Here is a 16864-nt window from a genome sequence, read left to right as displayed (position 1 = left end):
GAACCCGATTCGGCATCAAAAAAGGCCGATATGGGCCTTTTCATGCTTGCGGATATAGTCCACAAACCTATTCGTAAACGACGAGAAGATCCTTTGCGTCTATCTGATCGCCGGCACGCACATGCACTTCCACAATTGTGCCATCTCGTTCGGCTCGCAAGGCAGTCTCCATCTTCATAGCCTCGATAGACAACAAGACATCTCCCGCGTTGACTTTCTGTCCACTCGCAATGCCTACAGTTGAGATAATGCCCGGCATGGGCGCTCCCACCTGCTTGTCATTTCCAAGCTCCGCCTTGCGCCTCACGCCAGCGCCACTGCCAGCCCGTGCGCGATCCGGCACCTTCACACGGCGCGGCTGACCATTCATCTCGAAAAAGACGGTACACATTCCTTTATCATCGGGTTCGCCCACTGCTTGGTTGCGCACGACGAGTGTCTTGCCGCGTTCGATATCGAGAAACACTTCCTCCTCCTGCGCCAGTCCGTAAAAGTAGACATGCGTCGGCAGTACACTCGTCGGTCCATATGTATTGTGCGTTATGGCAAAATCCGTGAACACTTTGGGGTACATGAGATACGAAGCGAATTCCTGATCGCTGATCTTCCGTTCCAGTTTGGTCTCGATTTCTTTGCGCTCGGCATCAAGATTTGCGGGCCCCAGAAGTGCACCCGGCCGCTCGGTGAATGGCTTTTCGCCTTTCAGAATCTTCGTCTGGATGTCTTTCGGCCAACCTTTCGGCGGTTGTCCGAGATCACCCCGCATCATCGACACCACCGAATCCGGAAATGCGATATCCTTATCGGGGTTTTTCACATCGGCGACGGACAGATCCTGGCTTACCATCATTAGCGCCATATCCCCGACAACCTTGGAGGACGGAGTGACCTTGACGATATCACCGAACATCTGGTTCACGTCCGCATAGGTCTGCGCAACTTCGTGCCAACGCGTCTCAAGTCCGAGGGAGCGTGCTTGTTCCTTGAGATTGGTAAACTGCCCCCCGGGCATTTCGTGAAGGTAGACCTCGGAGGCCGGCCCCTTCAGATCGCTCTCGAAAGCCGCGTATTGGGTTCGTACAGCCTCCCAGTAGAAAGAAATCCGGCGAATCCATTCGGGATCAAGGCCGGGATCGCGCTCCGTACCTTTCAACGCCTCAACGATTGAACCGAGGCATGGCTGCGAGGTATTGCCGGAGAGCGCATCCATTGCAGCGTCAACCACGTCAACACCAGCATCCACCGCTGCAAGAACCGTTGCTGCGGCAATGCCCGACGTGTCGTGTGTGTGGAAATGCAGCGGCAGGTCGGTTGCTTCGCGCAATGCCTTGAACAAAACCTTCGCAGCATTTGGCTTCAGAAGACCCGCCATGTCCTTGAGGGCAATGATATGTGCCCCAGCCTTCTCCACCTGCTGTGCCAGGTCGACGTAATATTTCAGATCGTATTTTGGCCGCGCCGAGTTGAGGATGTCGCCCGTATAGCAGATGGCTGCTTCGCACAGCTTGTTCTCTTCGACCACCGCATCCATGGTGACGCGCATGTTCTCAACCCAGTTCAAACTGTCGAACACGCGGAAAACATCCACACCACCCTTTGCCGCCTGGCGTACGAAATATTTGACGACATTGTCCGGATAGCTTTTGTAACCAACGCCGTTTGCGCCACGCAGCAGCATTTGCAGAAGGATATTTGGCGCCCCCTCGCGGATTTCAGCGAGGCGCTCCCACGGGTCTTCCGTCAGGAATCGCATGGCCACATCAAAAGTAGCACCACCCCAGCATTCCAGCGAGAAAAGTTGTGGCAGGGCGCGTGCATAAGTGCCGGCAACGCGAGCAATATCATAGGTCCGCATTCGCGTAGCCAAGAGTGATTGGTGCCCGTCACGCATCGTAGTGTCCGTAAACAGCACGCGCTTTTCGTTGCGCATCCACTCGGCAAACTTTTGCGGTCCGAGTTGATCAAGCAGTTGCTTGGTCCCATCGGGGATGGGCGTTTCGACGAAAGGAACGCGCGGCAGTGCCGCATCTTTGGAGGGCATAGCCCTGCCCTTGGTCTCCGGATGACCATTGACGGTCACGTCGGCAAGATAGGTCAAAAGTTTGGTTGCACGGTCTTGGCGCTTCACCTGTTCAAAGAGTTCGGGCGTCGTATCGATGAACTTGGTCGTATAGGAATTATCGAGAAACTTCGGGTGTGTGATGATCGCTTCAAGGAAGGTCAGGTTTGTGGCGACACCGCGGATACGGAACTCGCGCAGCGCACGATGCATCCTGTGGATCGTTTCTTCGGCTGTTGGCGACCAGGCTGTAATCTTTTCCAACAGCGGATCGTAAAAGCGTGTTATCACGGCGCCGGAATAAGCCGTACCACCATCAAGTCTGATACCGAAACCCGTAGCGCCCCGATAGGCAGTGATGCGACCATAATCCGGAATGAAATTCTGTTCCGGATCCTCCGTGGTGATGCGGCACTGCAAGGCGTGGCCGTTGAGCTTGATATCTTTTTGCGCGGGTACGCCCGATTCCGGCGTGCCAATGGCCGCACCTTCAAGAATGCGAATCTGCGCCTTGACGATGTCGATACCAGTCACCTCTTCGGTGACAGTGTGCTCGACCTGGATTCGTGGGTTCACTTCGATGAAGTAGAACTCATTGGTATCGGCATCCATCAGGAACTCGATGGTGCCCGCGCCGATATAGCTGGTTTCCTTAGCAATCTTCAGGCCGTAGTCGCATATTTCCTTGCGTTGGCTGTCCGTGAGGTAAGGCGCTGGAGCGCGTTCGACTACCTTCTGGTTCCGTCGCTGAATCGAGCAATCGCGCTCAAAAAGGTGCACCGCATTGCGGTGCGTGTCGCCAAGAATCTGTACTTCAACGTGACGGGCGCGTTGCACGAGCTTTTCAAGATAAACCTCATCCTTGCCAAAAGCGGCCTTGGCTTCGCGCTTACCCTCGGTGACTTCGCGGGCAAGGTCGTCCGGCGAAAAAATTGCACGCATGCCGCGTCCGCCGCCACCCCATGACGCCTTCAGCATCACCGGATAGCCGATCTCCACGGCCATCGCTTTCACGGCTTCCATGTCGTCCGGCAAGGGCTCGGTGGCCGGCACCACTGGAACGCCTATGTCAATTGCCAGATTGCGCGCGGCAACCTTGTTACCAAGGCGTCGCATGGTCTCCGGCTTTGGACCGATGAAGATAATACCAGCCTCGCCACACGCTTCGGCAAATTCGGGGCTTTCTGACAGAAGACCGTAGCCTGGATGGATAGCATCGGCGCCCGAGAGCTTCGCGACCCGGATGATCTCCTCGATTGAGAGATAACTTTCGATGGGCCCCATGTCCTTGGCCAGATGCGGACCACGACCCACCTGATACGACTCGTCCGCCTTGAAGCGGTGCAACGCAAGCTTGTCTTCTTCCGCCCAGATCGCCACGGTTTTCATGCCAAGTTCGTTGGCCGCACGGAAAACGCGAATGGCAATCTCTGATCGATTGGCGACAAGTATTTTCTTGATAGGCAAGGCGAAAACTCCAGACAGCGAAACCGCTTTAAAATGGATTGGTCTGCATCAACATTTCTCAGGATTGCTGCAGTGCAAACAATACATATTGAACATAAGAACCTCAAATGTCCAATAGCAAAATGCCCGGCGCTGCGCCGGGCATTTTATGTAACCTATCAGTTAATCAGCTTACTGCTGGAAATAACCGATCTTGCCGTCGGGGCCCTTTTTCCATTCATACATGACGTAGCCCGGGAATTTTGGATCGCCCTTCTCATCAAACGCCAGATCACCTAGCACCGTCTTGAACGGCCCCTTTTCTTTCAATGATTTGGATATCAACTCCGGATCGTTTGTTTCTGCGACGTTTGCCGCGGCGGCGATGGCCTGAAGCGCGCCATAGGCATACAACGTGAATGCTTCCGGCTCAAAACCGTCCGCCCTGAACTTCTCGATCAGTTCCTTGTTCGCCGGGTTATTGCGTGGATCCGGACCAAATGTATTGAGCGTACCAATGACGGCATCGCCTGCTATCGAAGCCAGCTCATTTGAGACGATCGCCGCACCTGAGATGAATTGTACTTTAAGGCCCTGATCCGCCAATTGACGCATGATCAGGCCCGCTTCCGTGTGTACACCGCCCCAATAGAATACGGTAACACCGGCTTCCTTCACTTTGCTGATCAGCGCCGAGAAATCCTTGTCACCGGTATGGACCCCCTCGTTGAGCACTTCGGTGATGCCTTGGGCGTTCAGTGCTTTCTTGGTTTCATCGGCGAGACCCTGGCCGTAGGGCGTCTTGTCATTGACGATGGCGATCTTCGCGTCCTTGAAATGATCGGCGATATATGCCCCGGCGACTTTCCCTTGCTGGTCATCGCGGCCACAGGTTCGGAACGTGTTCCAGAGACCCCGCTCGGTATATTTCGGATTGGTCGACGCCGGGGTTACCTGCAGGATGCCATTCTCCGCATAAACTTCCGATGCTGGTATCGATACGCCCGAATTATAGTGACCAATAACGATCTTCGCGCCATCGGCCACGAATTTGTTTGCAACGGAAATACCTTGCTTCGGATCGGAAACATCATCGCCGAAGGCTAGATCGATCTTCTCACCATTGATACCGCCGGCATCGTTGATGGCAGCGGTAGCAGCCTCTACCCCTCGCTTGATCTGCGCACCCATGGCCGCATTCGGTCCAGTGAGTGGAGCCCCAATGCCGACGAGTATGTCGGCGCCAGCGGAACCGGTGAATATGAGCATTGTTGCTGCAACCATACAGGGGAAAAGTAGCTTCGTCATGCAAAACTCCATTCTAAAATGACGTCGAAAAATTGGTGGGGCTATATTACCACATCCGGAGCTTGATCACCGGCATAGGTTTGGGCGGATAAACGAAAGGCTTGCTGTAAAAATTGCTGGTATTTTACGCGGGCTAATAAGCGCCGCCGAAACACGACAAACGCGCTGGTTATCAATGTGAATGCCCAGCATCGGGCCGGGCATTCACTGATTGTCTCAAACGGAAGGCTTATTGCTGGAAATAGCTGTACTTGCCGTCTTCGCCCTTCTTCCATTCGTACATGACGTAGCCTGGAAGCTTGGGATCGCCCTTTTCATCAAAAGCGATATCGCCAAGAACGGTCTTGAAGGGACCCTTTTCCTTCATCGTTTTTGCAACGGTCTCAGGATCGTTCGATCCCGCGGCTTTCGCTGCGTCTGCGATGACCTGTGCTGCTGCATAGGCGTAGAGCGTATAGGCTTCCGGCTCGAAGCCCTGTGCGCGGAACTTTTCAACGAGTTCCTTGTTGGCTGGGTTCTTGCTCGGATCCGGGCCGAACGTGTTCAACGTACCCGCAACCGCATCGCCAGCGATCGAAGCAAGTTCATTCGAAACGATGCCATCTCCGGAGATGAACGTGACTTTCAGACCCTGATCAGCAAGCTGACGGATAATCAGGCCAGCTTCCGTATGCAGACCACCCCAATAGAGAACCGTAACACCGGCTTGCTTGGCCTTGGCGATCAGAGCGGAGAAGTCTTTATCGCCGACGTTAACGCCTTCGTACATTGCTTCCTTCATGCCCTTGGCATTCAGCGTCTTCTTGGTTTCGTCCGCGAGGCCCTGGCCATATGGTGTCTTGTCATGGACAACCGCGATCTTGGCGTCCTTGAACTTCTCTGCAATGTACGTACCAGCTACGACACCCTGCTGATCGTCCCGTCCGCAAGTGCGGAAAGTGTTCCACAATTTGCGCTCTGTGAAGACCGGGTTGGTCGCAGCAGGCGTGATTTCCAGAATGCCGTTTTCAGCATAGACTTCAGATGCCGGGATCGAAACGCCGGAATTGAAGTGGCCGATAACGAACTTCACACCGTCAGCAACAAACTTGTTGGCAACGGAAATGCCCTGTTTTGGATCCGAAACGTCATCGCCAAGTGACAGTTTGACCTGCTCACCATTAATACCGCCAGCTGCGTTGATCTCAGCGATAGCTGCTTCTGCACCCTTCTGCAATTGTGCACCAAAAGCGGCATTCGGTCCGGTCAACGGTCCACCGACACCGATCAAAAGATCGGCATAGGCGTTGCCGCTCAAGGCGAGCATTGCAGCAAGTGCAACGCCCGATAATAGTGACTTCTTCATTTGAAAACTCCCATTTTCTAGGTACTTACCAAACCCCTCGCGACGGCTTGTTTTTCGTCGCTTGAAGATTACATTTGCCGATTTCCCGGCGGTTGTCACGCTGATTCATTTCGCATCAGCGAGATAGGTTAAGCTCTCATTCTTTCTTTCCAGGCGAATGGAGAACTTTTTTCATAGAGCCAATGATACTGCCGCACCATCTGGTTGGTGCGGGTATAGCGATAGCCGAGAATTCCGATGATGGTCAGCACAATCGTATCCACGATGTAGTAGTGAAGCGTGAACATCGTTCCACCAAAAAGAGCAAAGTGGATGAACCGGACGGCGATGCCTAACAGCAGCATATAGAATATGACGAACACCAAGGGGCGCCATGTTTTGGCGCACGCTCGTCCTGCCATCCACGCGGCCCAGCCGCCCATGAGGCAGGTAACCAGTATGAACAGCCAGATTGAAGGTTCTTCGTATAAGATGCCCTGCATGGCAATATTCCCCTTGAGGCCTTTCTCCAGTTAGTGCCGACCGCCTTCAAGATAGGCAGCGCGCACTTCCGGATTCGCAAGAAGTTCCGCGCTCGATCCGCTCATCGTCACAATTCCGTTCACCATTACATAGCCGCGATCGGCAAGCTTCAGAGCGCCGAACGCGTTCTGCTCAACAAGGAAGACCGTCAATCCGGTGGTCTTGTTCAACTCTTTGATTGCTTCGAAAATGTGCTTGATGATCAGTGGCGCGAGACCCAATGAAGGCTCGTCCAGCAGTAGCAGACGCGGACGTGCCATAAGCGCCCGCCCGATTGCCAACATTTGCTGCTCGCCCCCAGAAAGGGTGCCGCCGCGCTGATTGATGCGTTCCTTCAATCGCGGGAAAAGATCGAACACCATGCGCGAATCTTCATCGAAGAACTCAAGCTTGTCGAGGCTCGCACCCATTTGCAGATTTTCCTGCACGGTCATGCGGGGAAAAATGCGGCGGCCTTCAGGTGATTGTGCAATCCGCAGCCGCGCGATCTCATGCGTCGGCAATTGCGTGATGTCCTTGCCGTCAAACACGACACGTCCGGTACGCGCGCGAGGCATCCCAAAGATCGTCATCATCAGGGTGGATTTTCCGGCGCCATTGGCACCGATCAAAGCGACAATCTCACCCGGATCCGCATGGACTGTCACACCACTCAAGGCACGAATATTGCCGTAATAGGTTTCAACGCCTTCAACGCTGAGAAGGGCTTGCTTTTCTGACATTATTTAGCCCCTCCGGTCTTTTTGGGCGCCGGGGTTACCTGGCTCTGCTTTGCCAGTTTCTTGGCTTGTCCAATCCAGTCTTCACGCGCGATCCGCCCATCAAAAGCAAGATAGGCCTCAGCGGCAATGATGTCGGCTTTCTTCCAGGCAGCGATCTGGTCGAAGTGGAATATTCCGTGTTCGTTGAGTTTGCGCTCGTTGACCGGTCCGATGCCCTTGATAACGATAAGTTTGTCTGCCTTGCCGCCACGCGGCTCTGCAAGTGCGTTCGCCGTTGCACCGGGTTTGATCGCCACCGGCGACTTTGCGGCCGGGTTGGCCGGCTTCGATTTCACGGTACTCGCTGCTGCCGGCTTGGCGGCACTTTTGTCTGTGGCGGACTTTACAACGGGCTTATTTGCAGCCGTAGCTCTGGCCCGCCTGACCTTGGCAGGAGCGGAAGGAATAAGTGCGGCCGGAGCCATCTCCGGATGAGCTTCCTCAATCTCGTGTAGCGCCTCGGTCGAAAGCAGGTCTACCGCCGCGGTAATATCATCAAGACCAGCAGCTTCCACCTGTTCGATCAGTTCGACCACTTCTTCGTCCTCGACGCCAAGATAAGCAGCGATGACCTTTGGATCGTTTTTCACGGTCTCAGGTGTGCCATCCGAGATCTTCGTGCCGTATTCGAGAACAACAACGTGATCGGAGATTTCCATCACTACGGACATGTCATGTTCGATGAGGAGGATCGAAGTCCCGGTCTCATCGCGAATATCGAGCAGGAGCTTGTTGAGTTCAGCGGACTCCCGAGCATTGAGTCCTGCAGCAGGTTCATCAAGGCAGAGCAATTCAGGATCCGTACACATTGCACGAGCGATCTCAAGGCGCCGCTGCGCGCCATAGGGCAGATCACCAGCTGGATCGTCGGCGCGCTCCACCAGATTGATCTTCTCCAGCCAGAAACGGGCCTTCTCGATCGCATCCGAAGCCGCCTTCTTGTAAGTAGGAAAGCCCAGCAAGCCGAGAATGGTAAAACCAGACGACAACATCAGTGGGTTGTGCTGAGCGACGAGCAGGTTTTCCAGAACGGTCAACCCCGAGAACAGTCGAATATTCTGGAACGTACGCGCGACCTTGGCCTTCTTGGTGATGACGAAATCGGCCATCCGTTCCAAAAGATACTCCTCACCATTCTGACGGGTCATCGTCAGCATACCTTCGGTCGGCTTGTAAAAGCCGGTTATGCAATTGAAGACCGTGGTCTTGCCTGCACCGTTGGGGCCGATAAGGGCAGTAATCGCGCCGCGCCTGGCTTCGAAGTTCAGGTCGTTGATCGCGATGAGGCCACCAAATTTCATCGAGAGCCGTTCAACGCGCAAGATTGCAGTGGGATTGTTTTGCACTTCCGAAACCATCAGCCGTGGCCTTCTTTGGTAAACTCGCTGGACACCATCTTGCGTTTATGCAGGAAGGCACTCGGTTCTCGATTGCCGACAAAACCGCGCGGCTTCCAGACCATGACCACGATCATCGCAAGACCGAACAAGAGCATACGATACAGTTCGGGAGTGAAATCCGGTCCAAAGATGCGCTTTAGGAATTCCAACTCGCGCAAGAGTTCAGTGCCGCCGATCATCACTGCCGCAGCGATAGCGATGCCGACCAGTGATCCCATACCCCCTAGAACCACGATTGCAAGAATGATAGCGGACTCGAGGAACACGAAGGATTCCGGGCTGACAAATCCCTGCCGTGCCGCGAAGAAGGAACCAGCAAATCCGCCAAACATTGCGCCGGTGGCGAACGCTGTCAGTTTGGTCGTCGTCGTATTGATGCCGAGCGAGCGGCAGGCGATCTCATCCTCACGCAAAGCCTCCCACGCGCGACCGATCGGCATACGGCGCAGACGAATCGTGACCCACGCAGTCAGGAGCGCAAGGAGCAGAATAAGATAGTAGAGAAAAATCTTGTAGTAGACGCCGGAATTGGGAAGACCAAGCAGCGCTGCGAAACCGGTTGGTCCAGGGGTGAAAGGAATGCCAAACAAGGTTGCTTTGGCGATACCCGAAATACCGAACGTGCCCTTGGTAACGACGGTCCAGTTGATCAACACCAAACGAATGATTTCACCGAAAGCGAGGGTAACAATCGCCAGATAGTCGCCACGTAGGCGCAAAACCGGGAAGCCTAGCATAATGCCCCAGAGGGCGGCGAAAATGCCCGCCATGGGCAGCAACAGCCAGAACGATAAGCCGAAATGGGTTGAGAGCAATGCGTAGGAATAGGCACCAACAGCGTAGAAGGCGACATAACCGAGATCGAGCAATCCGGCGAGACCGACCACAATATTCAGACCCCAGGCGAGCATCACATAGATCAGAATCTGAATGCCGAAATTATCGACATATTTCAGCGAACCTTGCAGCCCGCCCATTATCGAACCGTTATAGGCCCAGAGGATCAAAATCACGAGGAACGGATAAACGAGAAGGAGACCCAAACCGATCTTCGGAAAACTCTTACGAAAGGTCGATTGTTCTTTCTCGACTGCAGCACGCTTGTTCTTGCTGCGTGCTTCATTCCAGGGTGTTATGTAAGCGGTCAGCAAGAACCGCCCTATACCTGCGACAAGCACGAAGATTGCCAGCAGTCCCCAACGCTGGTTGAGAACAAGCTCATTCCGGATATTCTGATCGGTGCGGAAACCGACGATCAGAAAGAACAATCCGAAAGCGAGGGCACTGGCGAGGAGCCCTTCCTTCACAGCTTTTGCGAAGACGGAATCCGGTTCTATTTTTTGGACAGCCATACGCTTAAACCTTTTCGACTTCGGGCCGACCAAGAATACCGGAAGGCAGGAAGATCAGAACGATTGCCAAGATCGAGAATGCGGCAACGTCCTTGTAGTCGATGGAGAAATAGGCGGACCAAAGAGCCTCGATCAGACCGATCAGCAGACCGCCGACCACCGCGCCAGGGAGAGAGCCGATACCACCCAGCACCGCGGCAGTGAAAGCTTTGACGCCTGGGGTAAAACCATCGGTGAAGGAAATGACGCCGTAGAACATGAGATAAAGCGTGCCGGCGACTGCCGCGAGCATGGCACCCATAACGAACGTCATGGAAATGGTCTTGTCCACGTCGATCCCGAGCAGAGCCGCCATCTTGCGGTCTTGTTCACAGGAGCGCTGCGCCCTTCCGAGCGTAGTTTTGTTGACAAGATACCAGAACGCGGCAAGCAGGATCACTGTCACGATGATAATGACCATCTGTTTGTAGGCGATGGTGATGTTCGTGCCGTAAATGGTAATGCCACCATTGACGAGCGGCGGGATCGGCTTGTTGCGTGGACCCTGTGTGACCTGCACGAAATTCGACAACGCGATCGACATGCCGATCGCTGTAATCAACGGTGCGAGACGGAACGAGCCGCGCAAGGGACGGTAGGCCAGGCGCTCGATCGTCCAGCTCCACAACCCCGTCAGCAGCATGGCCACGATCATCATCAGGAGCAGTGCCAGTACGACCGGCACACCACCAATGAAAGTAGTCAAGGCAAGGAAAACAATCATCGCCATAAAGGCGCCGAGCATGAAAACGTCGCCATGGGCGAAGTTGATCATACCGATAATTCCGTAAACCATCGTATAGCCGATGGCGATCAGTCCATAGATCGAACCAAGCGTCAATCCATTGATCGATTGCTGGATGAAGTACTCCATCGCAACGATACCCCTCATTTTATTGGGAAGTTTTTTATCCGGTTTTTTTATCCGGTTCCCATTACCCCAATGTCTTTACACCTAGCGTCTGCGTTAGAGAAAGCAACTGCTTTTTTGGCTGACACAACAACGTTACATTTGCTGACATATATTCGCTGGAAATTTTCACCAAATTTAACATCCAATGCAACAGAAATTCCGGCCTTTATGCCCCTGTTAGACGAATTGACTAGTCGTGCCTTAATTCTCCAGTGATCCAAAAGGGCCTATTTGACCACAAAGCCGTGAGCAAAGGGATCGCGGTCGTCTATGAAGATGGTGTTATATCCGGTCATGCGCGCCCACCCTGCAATCGACGGAATGATTGCCGGCTTTCCTGCCACGCTGATGGCCTCTTCGACCCTGCCATGAAACAGCGAGCCGATTATTGATTCGTGCACGAAATCATCGCCTGGTTTCAGCTTCCCCTTGGCCGCTAATTGCGCCATACGGGCGGACGTCCCGGTTCCACATGGCGAACGATCGATAGCCTTATCCCCATAGAAAACCGCGTTGCGTGCGTGTGCTTCTGGTTGCGTCGCTGCGCCGGTCCAAAGGATATGGCTGAGGGTATTGATATCGTGCTTTTCCGGATGCTGAAACGAATAGCGCTCGTTGAGGCGCTCTCGGAGTGTCGGACTCCAGCCCATAAGATCGAGCGCTCGATAGTCGGCAATATCCGTGAAATTCTCCTGGGGATCGACGATCGCATAGAAGTTCCCGCCATAGGCAATATCGACGAACAACGTTCCTAGATCCGGACATTCGACTTCCAGCTTCTCGGCATAGAGAAATGCGGGAACATTCGTAATCCGCACACTGGAGACGTACTGGCCGTCTAGTTCGTACTCCGCGACCACAAGCCCGGCGGGTGTATCGAGCTTGAGGATACCTGGTGTCTTCGGTGTTATCAGGCCGTGTTCGATCGCCATCGTCACGGTACCGATCGTACCATGGCCGCACATGGGCAGGCAGCCAGACGTTTCGATGAAAAGCACCGCCACATCGCAATCGTCACGGGTGGGTGGATAAAGGATTGAGCCGGACATCATGTCATGCCCCCGCGGCTCGAACATCAGTCCTGTACGGATCCAGTCGAATTCCGCCAGGAAATGTGCCCGCTTTTCCATCATCGTCGAACCGGAAAGATTGGGGCCGCCACCGGCCACCAAACGCACTGGATTGCCGCAAGTATGACCATCGACACAGAAAAAGGAATGGCGCGCCATGATACTCCTTAGAAACGTTGCGGGCTGAATGGTCCGATCGGAATTGAAGGCTTCGCTCCAACAATAAGATCCATGATCAAGCGTCCTGTCGCTGCCGACTGTGTCAGTCCAAGATGACCATGGCCAAAAGCATAGAGAACATTCTTGCTGGTTCTTGCATAGCCGATAACCGGTAATGAATCCGGCGCGGACGGCCGATATCCCATCCACCGCCTGCCGCCCGAAGTATCGAGGTCGGGCATAAATATTTTCGCCTTCGTCAACATCGCGTCGGATCGTTTATAGTTAGGTGGCAGATCCAGTCCACCAAATTCGACTGCGCCGCCGATGCGGATACCGGTTTGGAGTGGCGTTACCACAAAGCCGTGGCCCGAAAAAATTAGCTGGCGCTTGAGATCGAACGCCCCCACGGGCAAAGTTGTATTGTAGCCGCGCTCGGTCTCCAGAGGAATTGCATCACCCAAACCCTTTGCCAGCTGGTGCGACCATGCGCCGGCGGCAACAATCACTTTTGCAGCTTCAATACTTATGCCGTCTGCCAGCTGGATCGTCGCACCTTTTTCGCTTGCCGTAACAGCCCTGACCTCGGCTTGCAGAAATTCAGCGCCAAAACGAGCTGCGTAAGCCCACAAACCCTTACCCACATGTTGGGGATCACTAACCGTCTTCCATCCAGGCACAAAGGTGCCCGCGACAAAGCGCGATGCGAGACCAGGTTGGCTTGTGGCAAGCTCCCCGCCGCGCAGATGCTCAAAGGCAATGCCGGCTCTCTTTCGGGCATTCCAGCCCGGCAAGGCTGCGTTCAGTTCTTCTTCGCTTTCATAGAGTTCAAGTGAGCCATCCTCACGTACCATGCCGCTAATACCCGCCCGCTCCATCAGACCGAGCATTTCCGGCTTGGCAAGCCGCATGAGTGCGCCCTGCGCCTGAACGGTCCGCTCCAGTGCATTAGCACGGCTGGCGCGCCAGAACCGGTAGAGCCACGGTGCGAGCTTCGGCAGATATGATGGGCGAATTGAGAATGGTCCGAGGGGGTCGATAAGCCAACCCGGCACCTTGGCAAGAATGCCCTTCGAAGCCATGGGAAGAATATCGGAAAATGCCAATGCCCCGGCGTTGCCGGAGCTTGTCCCTTCACAGATACCCTGCCTGTCGATGACAAGCACCTTGTGTCCCATTTCGGCGAGATAGGCAGCAACGACGATGCCGACAATGCCGGCACCTATGATAACAATTTCCTTTGTGTCCGAACGTTGGCCCATCAATCGGCCGACTGGCTCAGAGCGCAGGGAGTTTCGGGCGGGATGCGATCGCGTCCATGACGGTCTTCTCGACAGCAGCGCGGCGTTCGCCGCGAAGCGGCTGACGCGGCAGGCGGACTCGATCATTGGTGCCGATTTCATGCACTTCCGCCAATTTAATGTTCTGGACGAGGTATGTGGAAACATCGAGGTCGAGAAGCGGGCGGAACCAGCGATAAATTTCCAGCGCTTCCGCATAGCGTTCAGCCATGACCAGTTTGTATATAGCAACAGTTTCCTTCGGAAAAGCGGTGACCAGGCCAGCAACCCAACCGATCGCGCCTGCGGTCAGCGCTTCAAACGCGAGATTGTCTACACCGGTAAAGAGGTCATACCGGGTACCGAACATGTTGATGATATCTGTCGTGCGGCGAACGTCATCAGAGGATTCCTTGATCGCGACGAAATGCTGATCCGACGCAAGTTCCGTCAGGATTTCACTCGTTACGTCGACGCGGTAAGCGATGCGATTGGAATAGATCATCACAGGCAAGCCGCCCGCCGCCGCCACGGCTTTCAGCGTCGTCACTGTTTCTTCGGGGTCTGTGTGGTAGATCGGGCTTGGAACGAGCATCAGGCCGTCTGCACCAGCTTTGGCAGCACGTTTTGCCAGCGCGGCACCATCACGCGTTGCCGCTTCATTGATGGTCAGGAGCACGGGCTTGCCCTTGGCAACGCTCTGCGCAGTCTTCAAAACCTCAAGTTTCTCATCATGGCTCAGCATCGGCCCTTCGCCGAGAGACCCTGCCACAATCAATCCGTCGCAGCCTGCATCCATCAGTAGTGCAAAGCAGCGTTCCATTTCACCATGATCGAGACTATCATTCTCCGTGAATTTGCTGGTAACTGCCGGAAATACACCTGACCACATGACGCTTGCTCCTTCTTGATATATCACAAATATATCTATAACCTTTATGGCTGTCAATCCGAGAGAACGACTTATGTATCAAACGACCATCCACACGGTTGCACAAACGGGCGAGAGCCTGGCGGAACTCGCCTATCGCCAGTTGGAAGAGATGATCGTAACACTGAAATTGGAGCCCGGCTCGATCGTCAACGAAAGGGCGCTGACGGATATCACAGGGATGGGTCGCACTCCGGTGCGTGAGGCAGTACAAAAGCTTGCTTGGGAAGGCCTCATGGAAATCCGGCCCCGTTCCGGCATCGCCATCGCCCCGCTCAATTTGCAGGATTTTGGTAAAATATTGGACACCCGAGAGGGGGTCGAACGCGTCCTCGCCCGTGATGCCGCCCGCTATGGTGCAGCTCTCCACCACAAGCGATTGAAGGAGGCCGCCGACGCCATGAGCACCGCTCTTGCATCTGACGATGTCGGTCGATTCCTTATAGCAGACAAAATTTTCGATACTGTGCTTGGCCAAGCAGCTGAAAACCCTTTTGCTGCCCGGCTTGCATCACCGCTTCAAACCCATAGCCGGCGTTTTTGGTTCCGTTTGCAGAGACCCGGAAGCCTCCAGCAATCAGGAGGCGCTCACAAGGCATTGATAGAAGCAATCATTGCCGGCGCACCCGATCGAGCGTCTGAAGAGGCCACCAAACTTATTGACCATTTACGTACCCTGGCACCTTAGACAAAAAATGCCGCCGGAGACCGGCGGCATTCTTGTTTCATTTCATCGTAGGAATAACGAACTCGGCACCGTCCTTGACGCCGGAAGGCCAGCGAGACGTGACCGTCTTGGTCTTGGTGTAGAAGCGGAACGCATCCGGTCCGTGCTGGTTGAGATCGCCGAAACCAGAGCCTTTCCAGCCGCCGAAGGTATAATAGGCAATCGGAACCGGGATCGGCACATTGATACCGACCATTCCCACCTGAACCCGAGAGGCGAAGTCGCGAGCCGCGTCGCCATCACGCGTGAAAATTGCAACGCCATTGCCGTATTCATGTTCGTTTGGCAGACGGATCGCGTCCTCGTAAGTGTCGGCTCGAACGATACCCAAAACCGGCCCGAAGATTTCTTCTTTATAGATCCGCATGTTTGGCGTCACGTGATCGAACAGGCAGCCGCCCATGTAGAAACCGTTCTCATAGCCTTGCATCGTGAAACCACGACCATCGACCACGAGTTTGGCACCTTCTTCCACGCCGAGATTCACATACCCCTGGATGCGCTCCAGCGCCTGTTTGGTGACAACCGGACCATAATCGGCCGATGTGTCAGTCGATGGGCCAACCTTGAGGCTTTCCACACGCGGGATCAGCCGCTCGACAAGGCGATCAGCCGTGTCCTTGCCAACTGGTACCGCCACGGAAATGGCCATACACCGCTCGCCGGCAGAACCATATCCAGCACCAATCAGTGCATCGACGGTCTGGTCCATATCGGCATCCGGCATAATGATCATGTGATTCTTGGCGCCGCCAAAGCACTGGGCGCGCTTGCCATTCGCCGTCGCGCGAGTGTAAATGTACTGAGCAATCGGGGTTGAGCCGACAAAGCCCACAGCCTTGATATCCGGGTCGTCAAGGATCGCATCGACCGCTTCCTTGTCGCCATTCACGACGTTGAAGATGCCCGCGGGAAGTCCCGCCTCGATGAAAAGCTCTGCAAGACGCATAGGTACGCCCGGATCGCGTTCCGAAGGCTTCAGAATAAAGGCGTTACCAGACACGATTGCGGGGCCAGCTTTCCATAGCGGGATCATTGCAGGAAAATTGAACGGGGTGATGCCGGCAACTACCCCGAGAGGCTGTCGCATTGAATAGACGTCGATACCGGTTCCGGCGCTGTCGGAAAACTCGCCCTTTAGCATATGCGCCGCACCGAGGCACACCTCGACCACTTCCAGACCGCGCTGGATATCACCCTTGGCATCAGGGATTGTCTTGCCATGCTCGCGCGCCAGAAGTTCGGCCAAAGAGTCATATTCGGCTTCCACCAATTCGAGGAACTTGCGCATGACACGCACCCGGCGCTGCGGGTTGGTTGCAGCCCAGGCGGGCTGCGCAGCTTTCGCATTCTCAACGGCGGCGCGGACTTCCGCCGGTGTCGCAAGTGCAACGCGGCCCTGAACAGTTCCATCCATTGGTTGGAAAATCTCGGTCGTGCGACCACTGGTTCCGGCGACATGCTTGCCACCGATAAAATGTCCTACCTCACGCATAACGAACCTCCCTGCAAATAGTTGATTTCTGTTGTAGCCATCATCGCGCTTCAAAAA

The 16864-nt window shown here is 54.7% G+C and carries 13 protein-coding genes; 1 reads left to right on the top strand and 12 read right to left on the bottom strand.

Features of this window, described 5'->3' with window-relative positions; genetic code table 11:
- Positions 1-67: 67 nt before the first annotated feature.
- The 11 genes from pyc to N8E88_RS19595 all read right to left on the bottom strand — a co-directional run bounded on the left by pyc (position 68) and on the right by N8E88_RS19595 (position 14546).
- A complete protein-coding gene (gene pyc, locus N8E88_RS19645) occupies positions 68-3526 on the bottom strand; it encodes a pyruvate carboxylase (RefSeq protein WP_262295141.1) in 3459 nt (1152 codons plus the stop codon).
- 171 nt (positions 3527-3697) lie between these two features.
- Positions 3698-4813, bottom strand: a complete 1116-nt coding sequence (locus N8E88_RS19640) for a branched-chain amino acid ABC transporter substrate-binding protein (protein WP_262295140.1) — start codon at positions 4811-4813, stop codon at positions 3698-3700.
- Between the two features lie 229 nt (positions 4814-5042).
- Positions 5043-6158 (bottom strand): branched-chain amino acid ABC transporter substrate-binding protein, encoded by a 1116-nt coding sequence (locus tag N8E88_RS19635; RefSeq protein WP_114431767.1) that lies wholly within the window; start codon positions 6156-6158, stop codon positions 5043-5045.
- Between the two features lie 128 nt (positions 6159-6286).
- On the bottom strand, positions 6287-6640 hold the full coding sequence (locus N8E88_RS19630; RefSeq protein ID WP_262295139.1) for a DUF6867 family protein: 354 nt from the start codon (positions 6638-6640) through the stop codon (positions 6287-6289).
- A 30-nt stretch (positions 6641-6670) separates the two neighbouring features.
- Positions 6671-7402, bottom strand: a complete 732-nt coding sequence (locus N8E88_RS19625) for an ABC transporter ATP-binding protein (RefSeq protein ID WP_209999136.1) — start codon at positions 7400-7402, stop codon at positions 6671-6673.
- On the bottom strand, positions 7402-8799 hold the full coding sequence (locus N8E88_RS19620) for an ATP-binding cassette domain-containing protein (RefSeq protein ID WP_262295138.1): 1398 nt from the start codon (positions 8797-8799) through the stop codon (positions 7402-7404). Before N8E88_RS19620 ends, N8E88_RS19625 begins: the two co-directional genes overlap by 1 nt.
- Positions 8799-10148 carry a high-affinity branched-chain amino acid ABC transporter permease LivM gene (livM, locus tag N8E88_RS19615; RefSeq protein ID WP_410010689.1) on the bottom strand — a complete coding sequence of 450 codons (1350 nt, stop codon included), beginning with the start codon at positions 10146-10148 and terminating at the stop codon, positions 8799-8801. The genes N8E88_RS19620 and livM overlap by 1 nt, the downstream gene beginning before the upstream one ends.
- Positions 10149-10197: 49 nt before the next feature.
- Positions 10198-11106, bottom strand: a complete 909-nt coding sequence (locus tag N8E88_RS19610; RefSeq protein WP_262295136.1) for a branched-chain amino acid ABC transporter permease — start codon at positions 11104-11106, stop codon at positions 10198-10200.
- Positions 11107-11372: 266 nt separating this feature from the next.
- A complete protein-coding gene (locus N8E88_RS19605) occupies positions 11373-12374 on the bottom strand; it encodes a 4-hydroxyproline epimerase (protein ID WP_262295135.1) in 1002 nt (333 codons plus the stop codon).
- An 8-nt stretch (positions 12375-12382) separates the two neighbouring features.
- Positions 12383-13636: an NAD(P)/FAD-dependent oxidoreductase gene (locus tag N8E88_RS19600; protein ID WP_262295134.1), complete on the bottom strand. Its 1254-nt coding sequence runs from the start codon at positions 13634-13636 to the stop codon at positions 12383-12385.
- Positions 13637-13652: 16 nt separating this feature from the next.
- Complete coding sequence (locus N8E88_RS19595) at positions 13653-14546, bottom strand: dihydrodipicolinate synthase family protein (RefSeq protein WP_262295133.1); 894 nt, start codon at positions 14544-14546, stop codon at positions 13653-13655.
- Positions 14547-14619: 73 nt separating this feature from the next.
- On the opposite strand from N8E88_RS19595, the gene N8E88_RS19590 reads away from it, so the two are divergent.
- On the top strand, positions 14620-15273 hold the full coding sequence (locus tag N8E88_RS19590) for a GntR family transcriptional regulator (RefSeq protein ID WP_262295132.1): 654 nt from the start codon (positions 14620-14622) through the stop codon (positions 15271-15273).
- Positions 15274-15310: 37 nt separating this feature from the next.
- Here N8E88_RS19590 and N8E88_RS19585 read toward each other — a convergent pair whose 3' ends face one another.
- Positions 15311-16807, bottom strand: a complete 1497-nt coding sequence (locus N8E88_RS19585) for a CoA-acylating methylmalonate-semialdehyde dehydrogenase (RefSeq protein ID WP_262295131.1) — start codon at positions 16805-16807, stop codon at positions 15311-15313.
- Between the last annotated feature and the right edge of the window lie 57 nt (positions 16808-16864).

It is taken from the genome of Phyllobacterium zundukense, assembly GCF_025452195.1.
GTDB classification, from domain to species: Bacteria; Pseudomonadota; Alphaproteobacteria; order Rhizobiales; family Rhizobiaceae; genus Phyllobacterium; species Phyllobacterium zundukense_A.
This window is presented reverse-complemented; position numbering and strand designations above follow the sequence as displayed.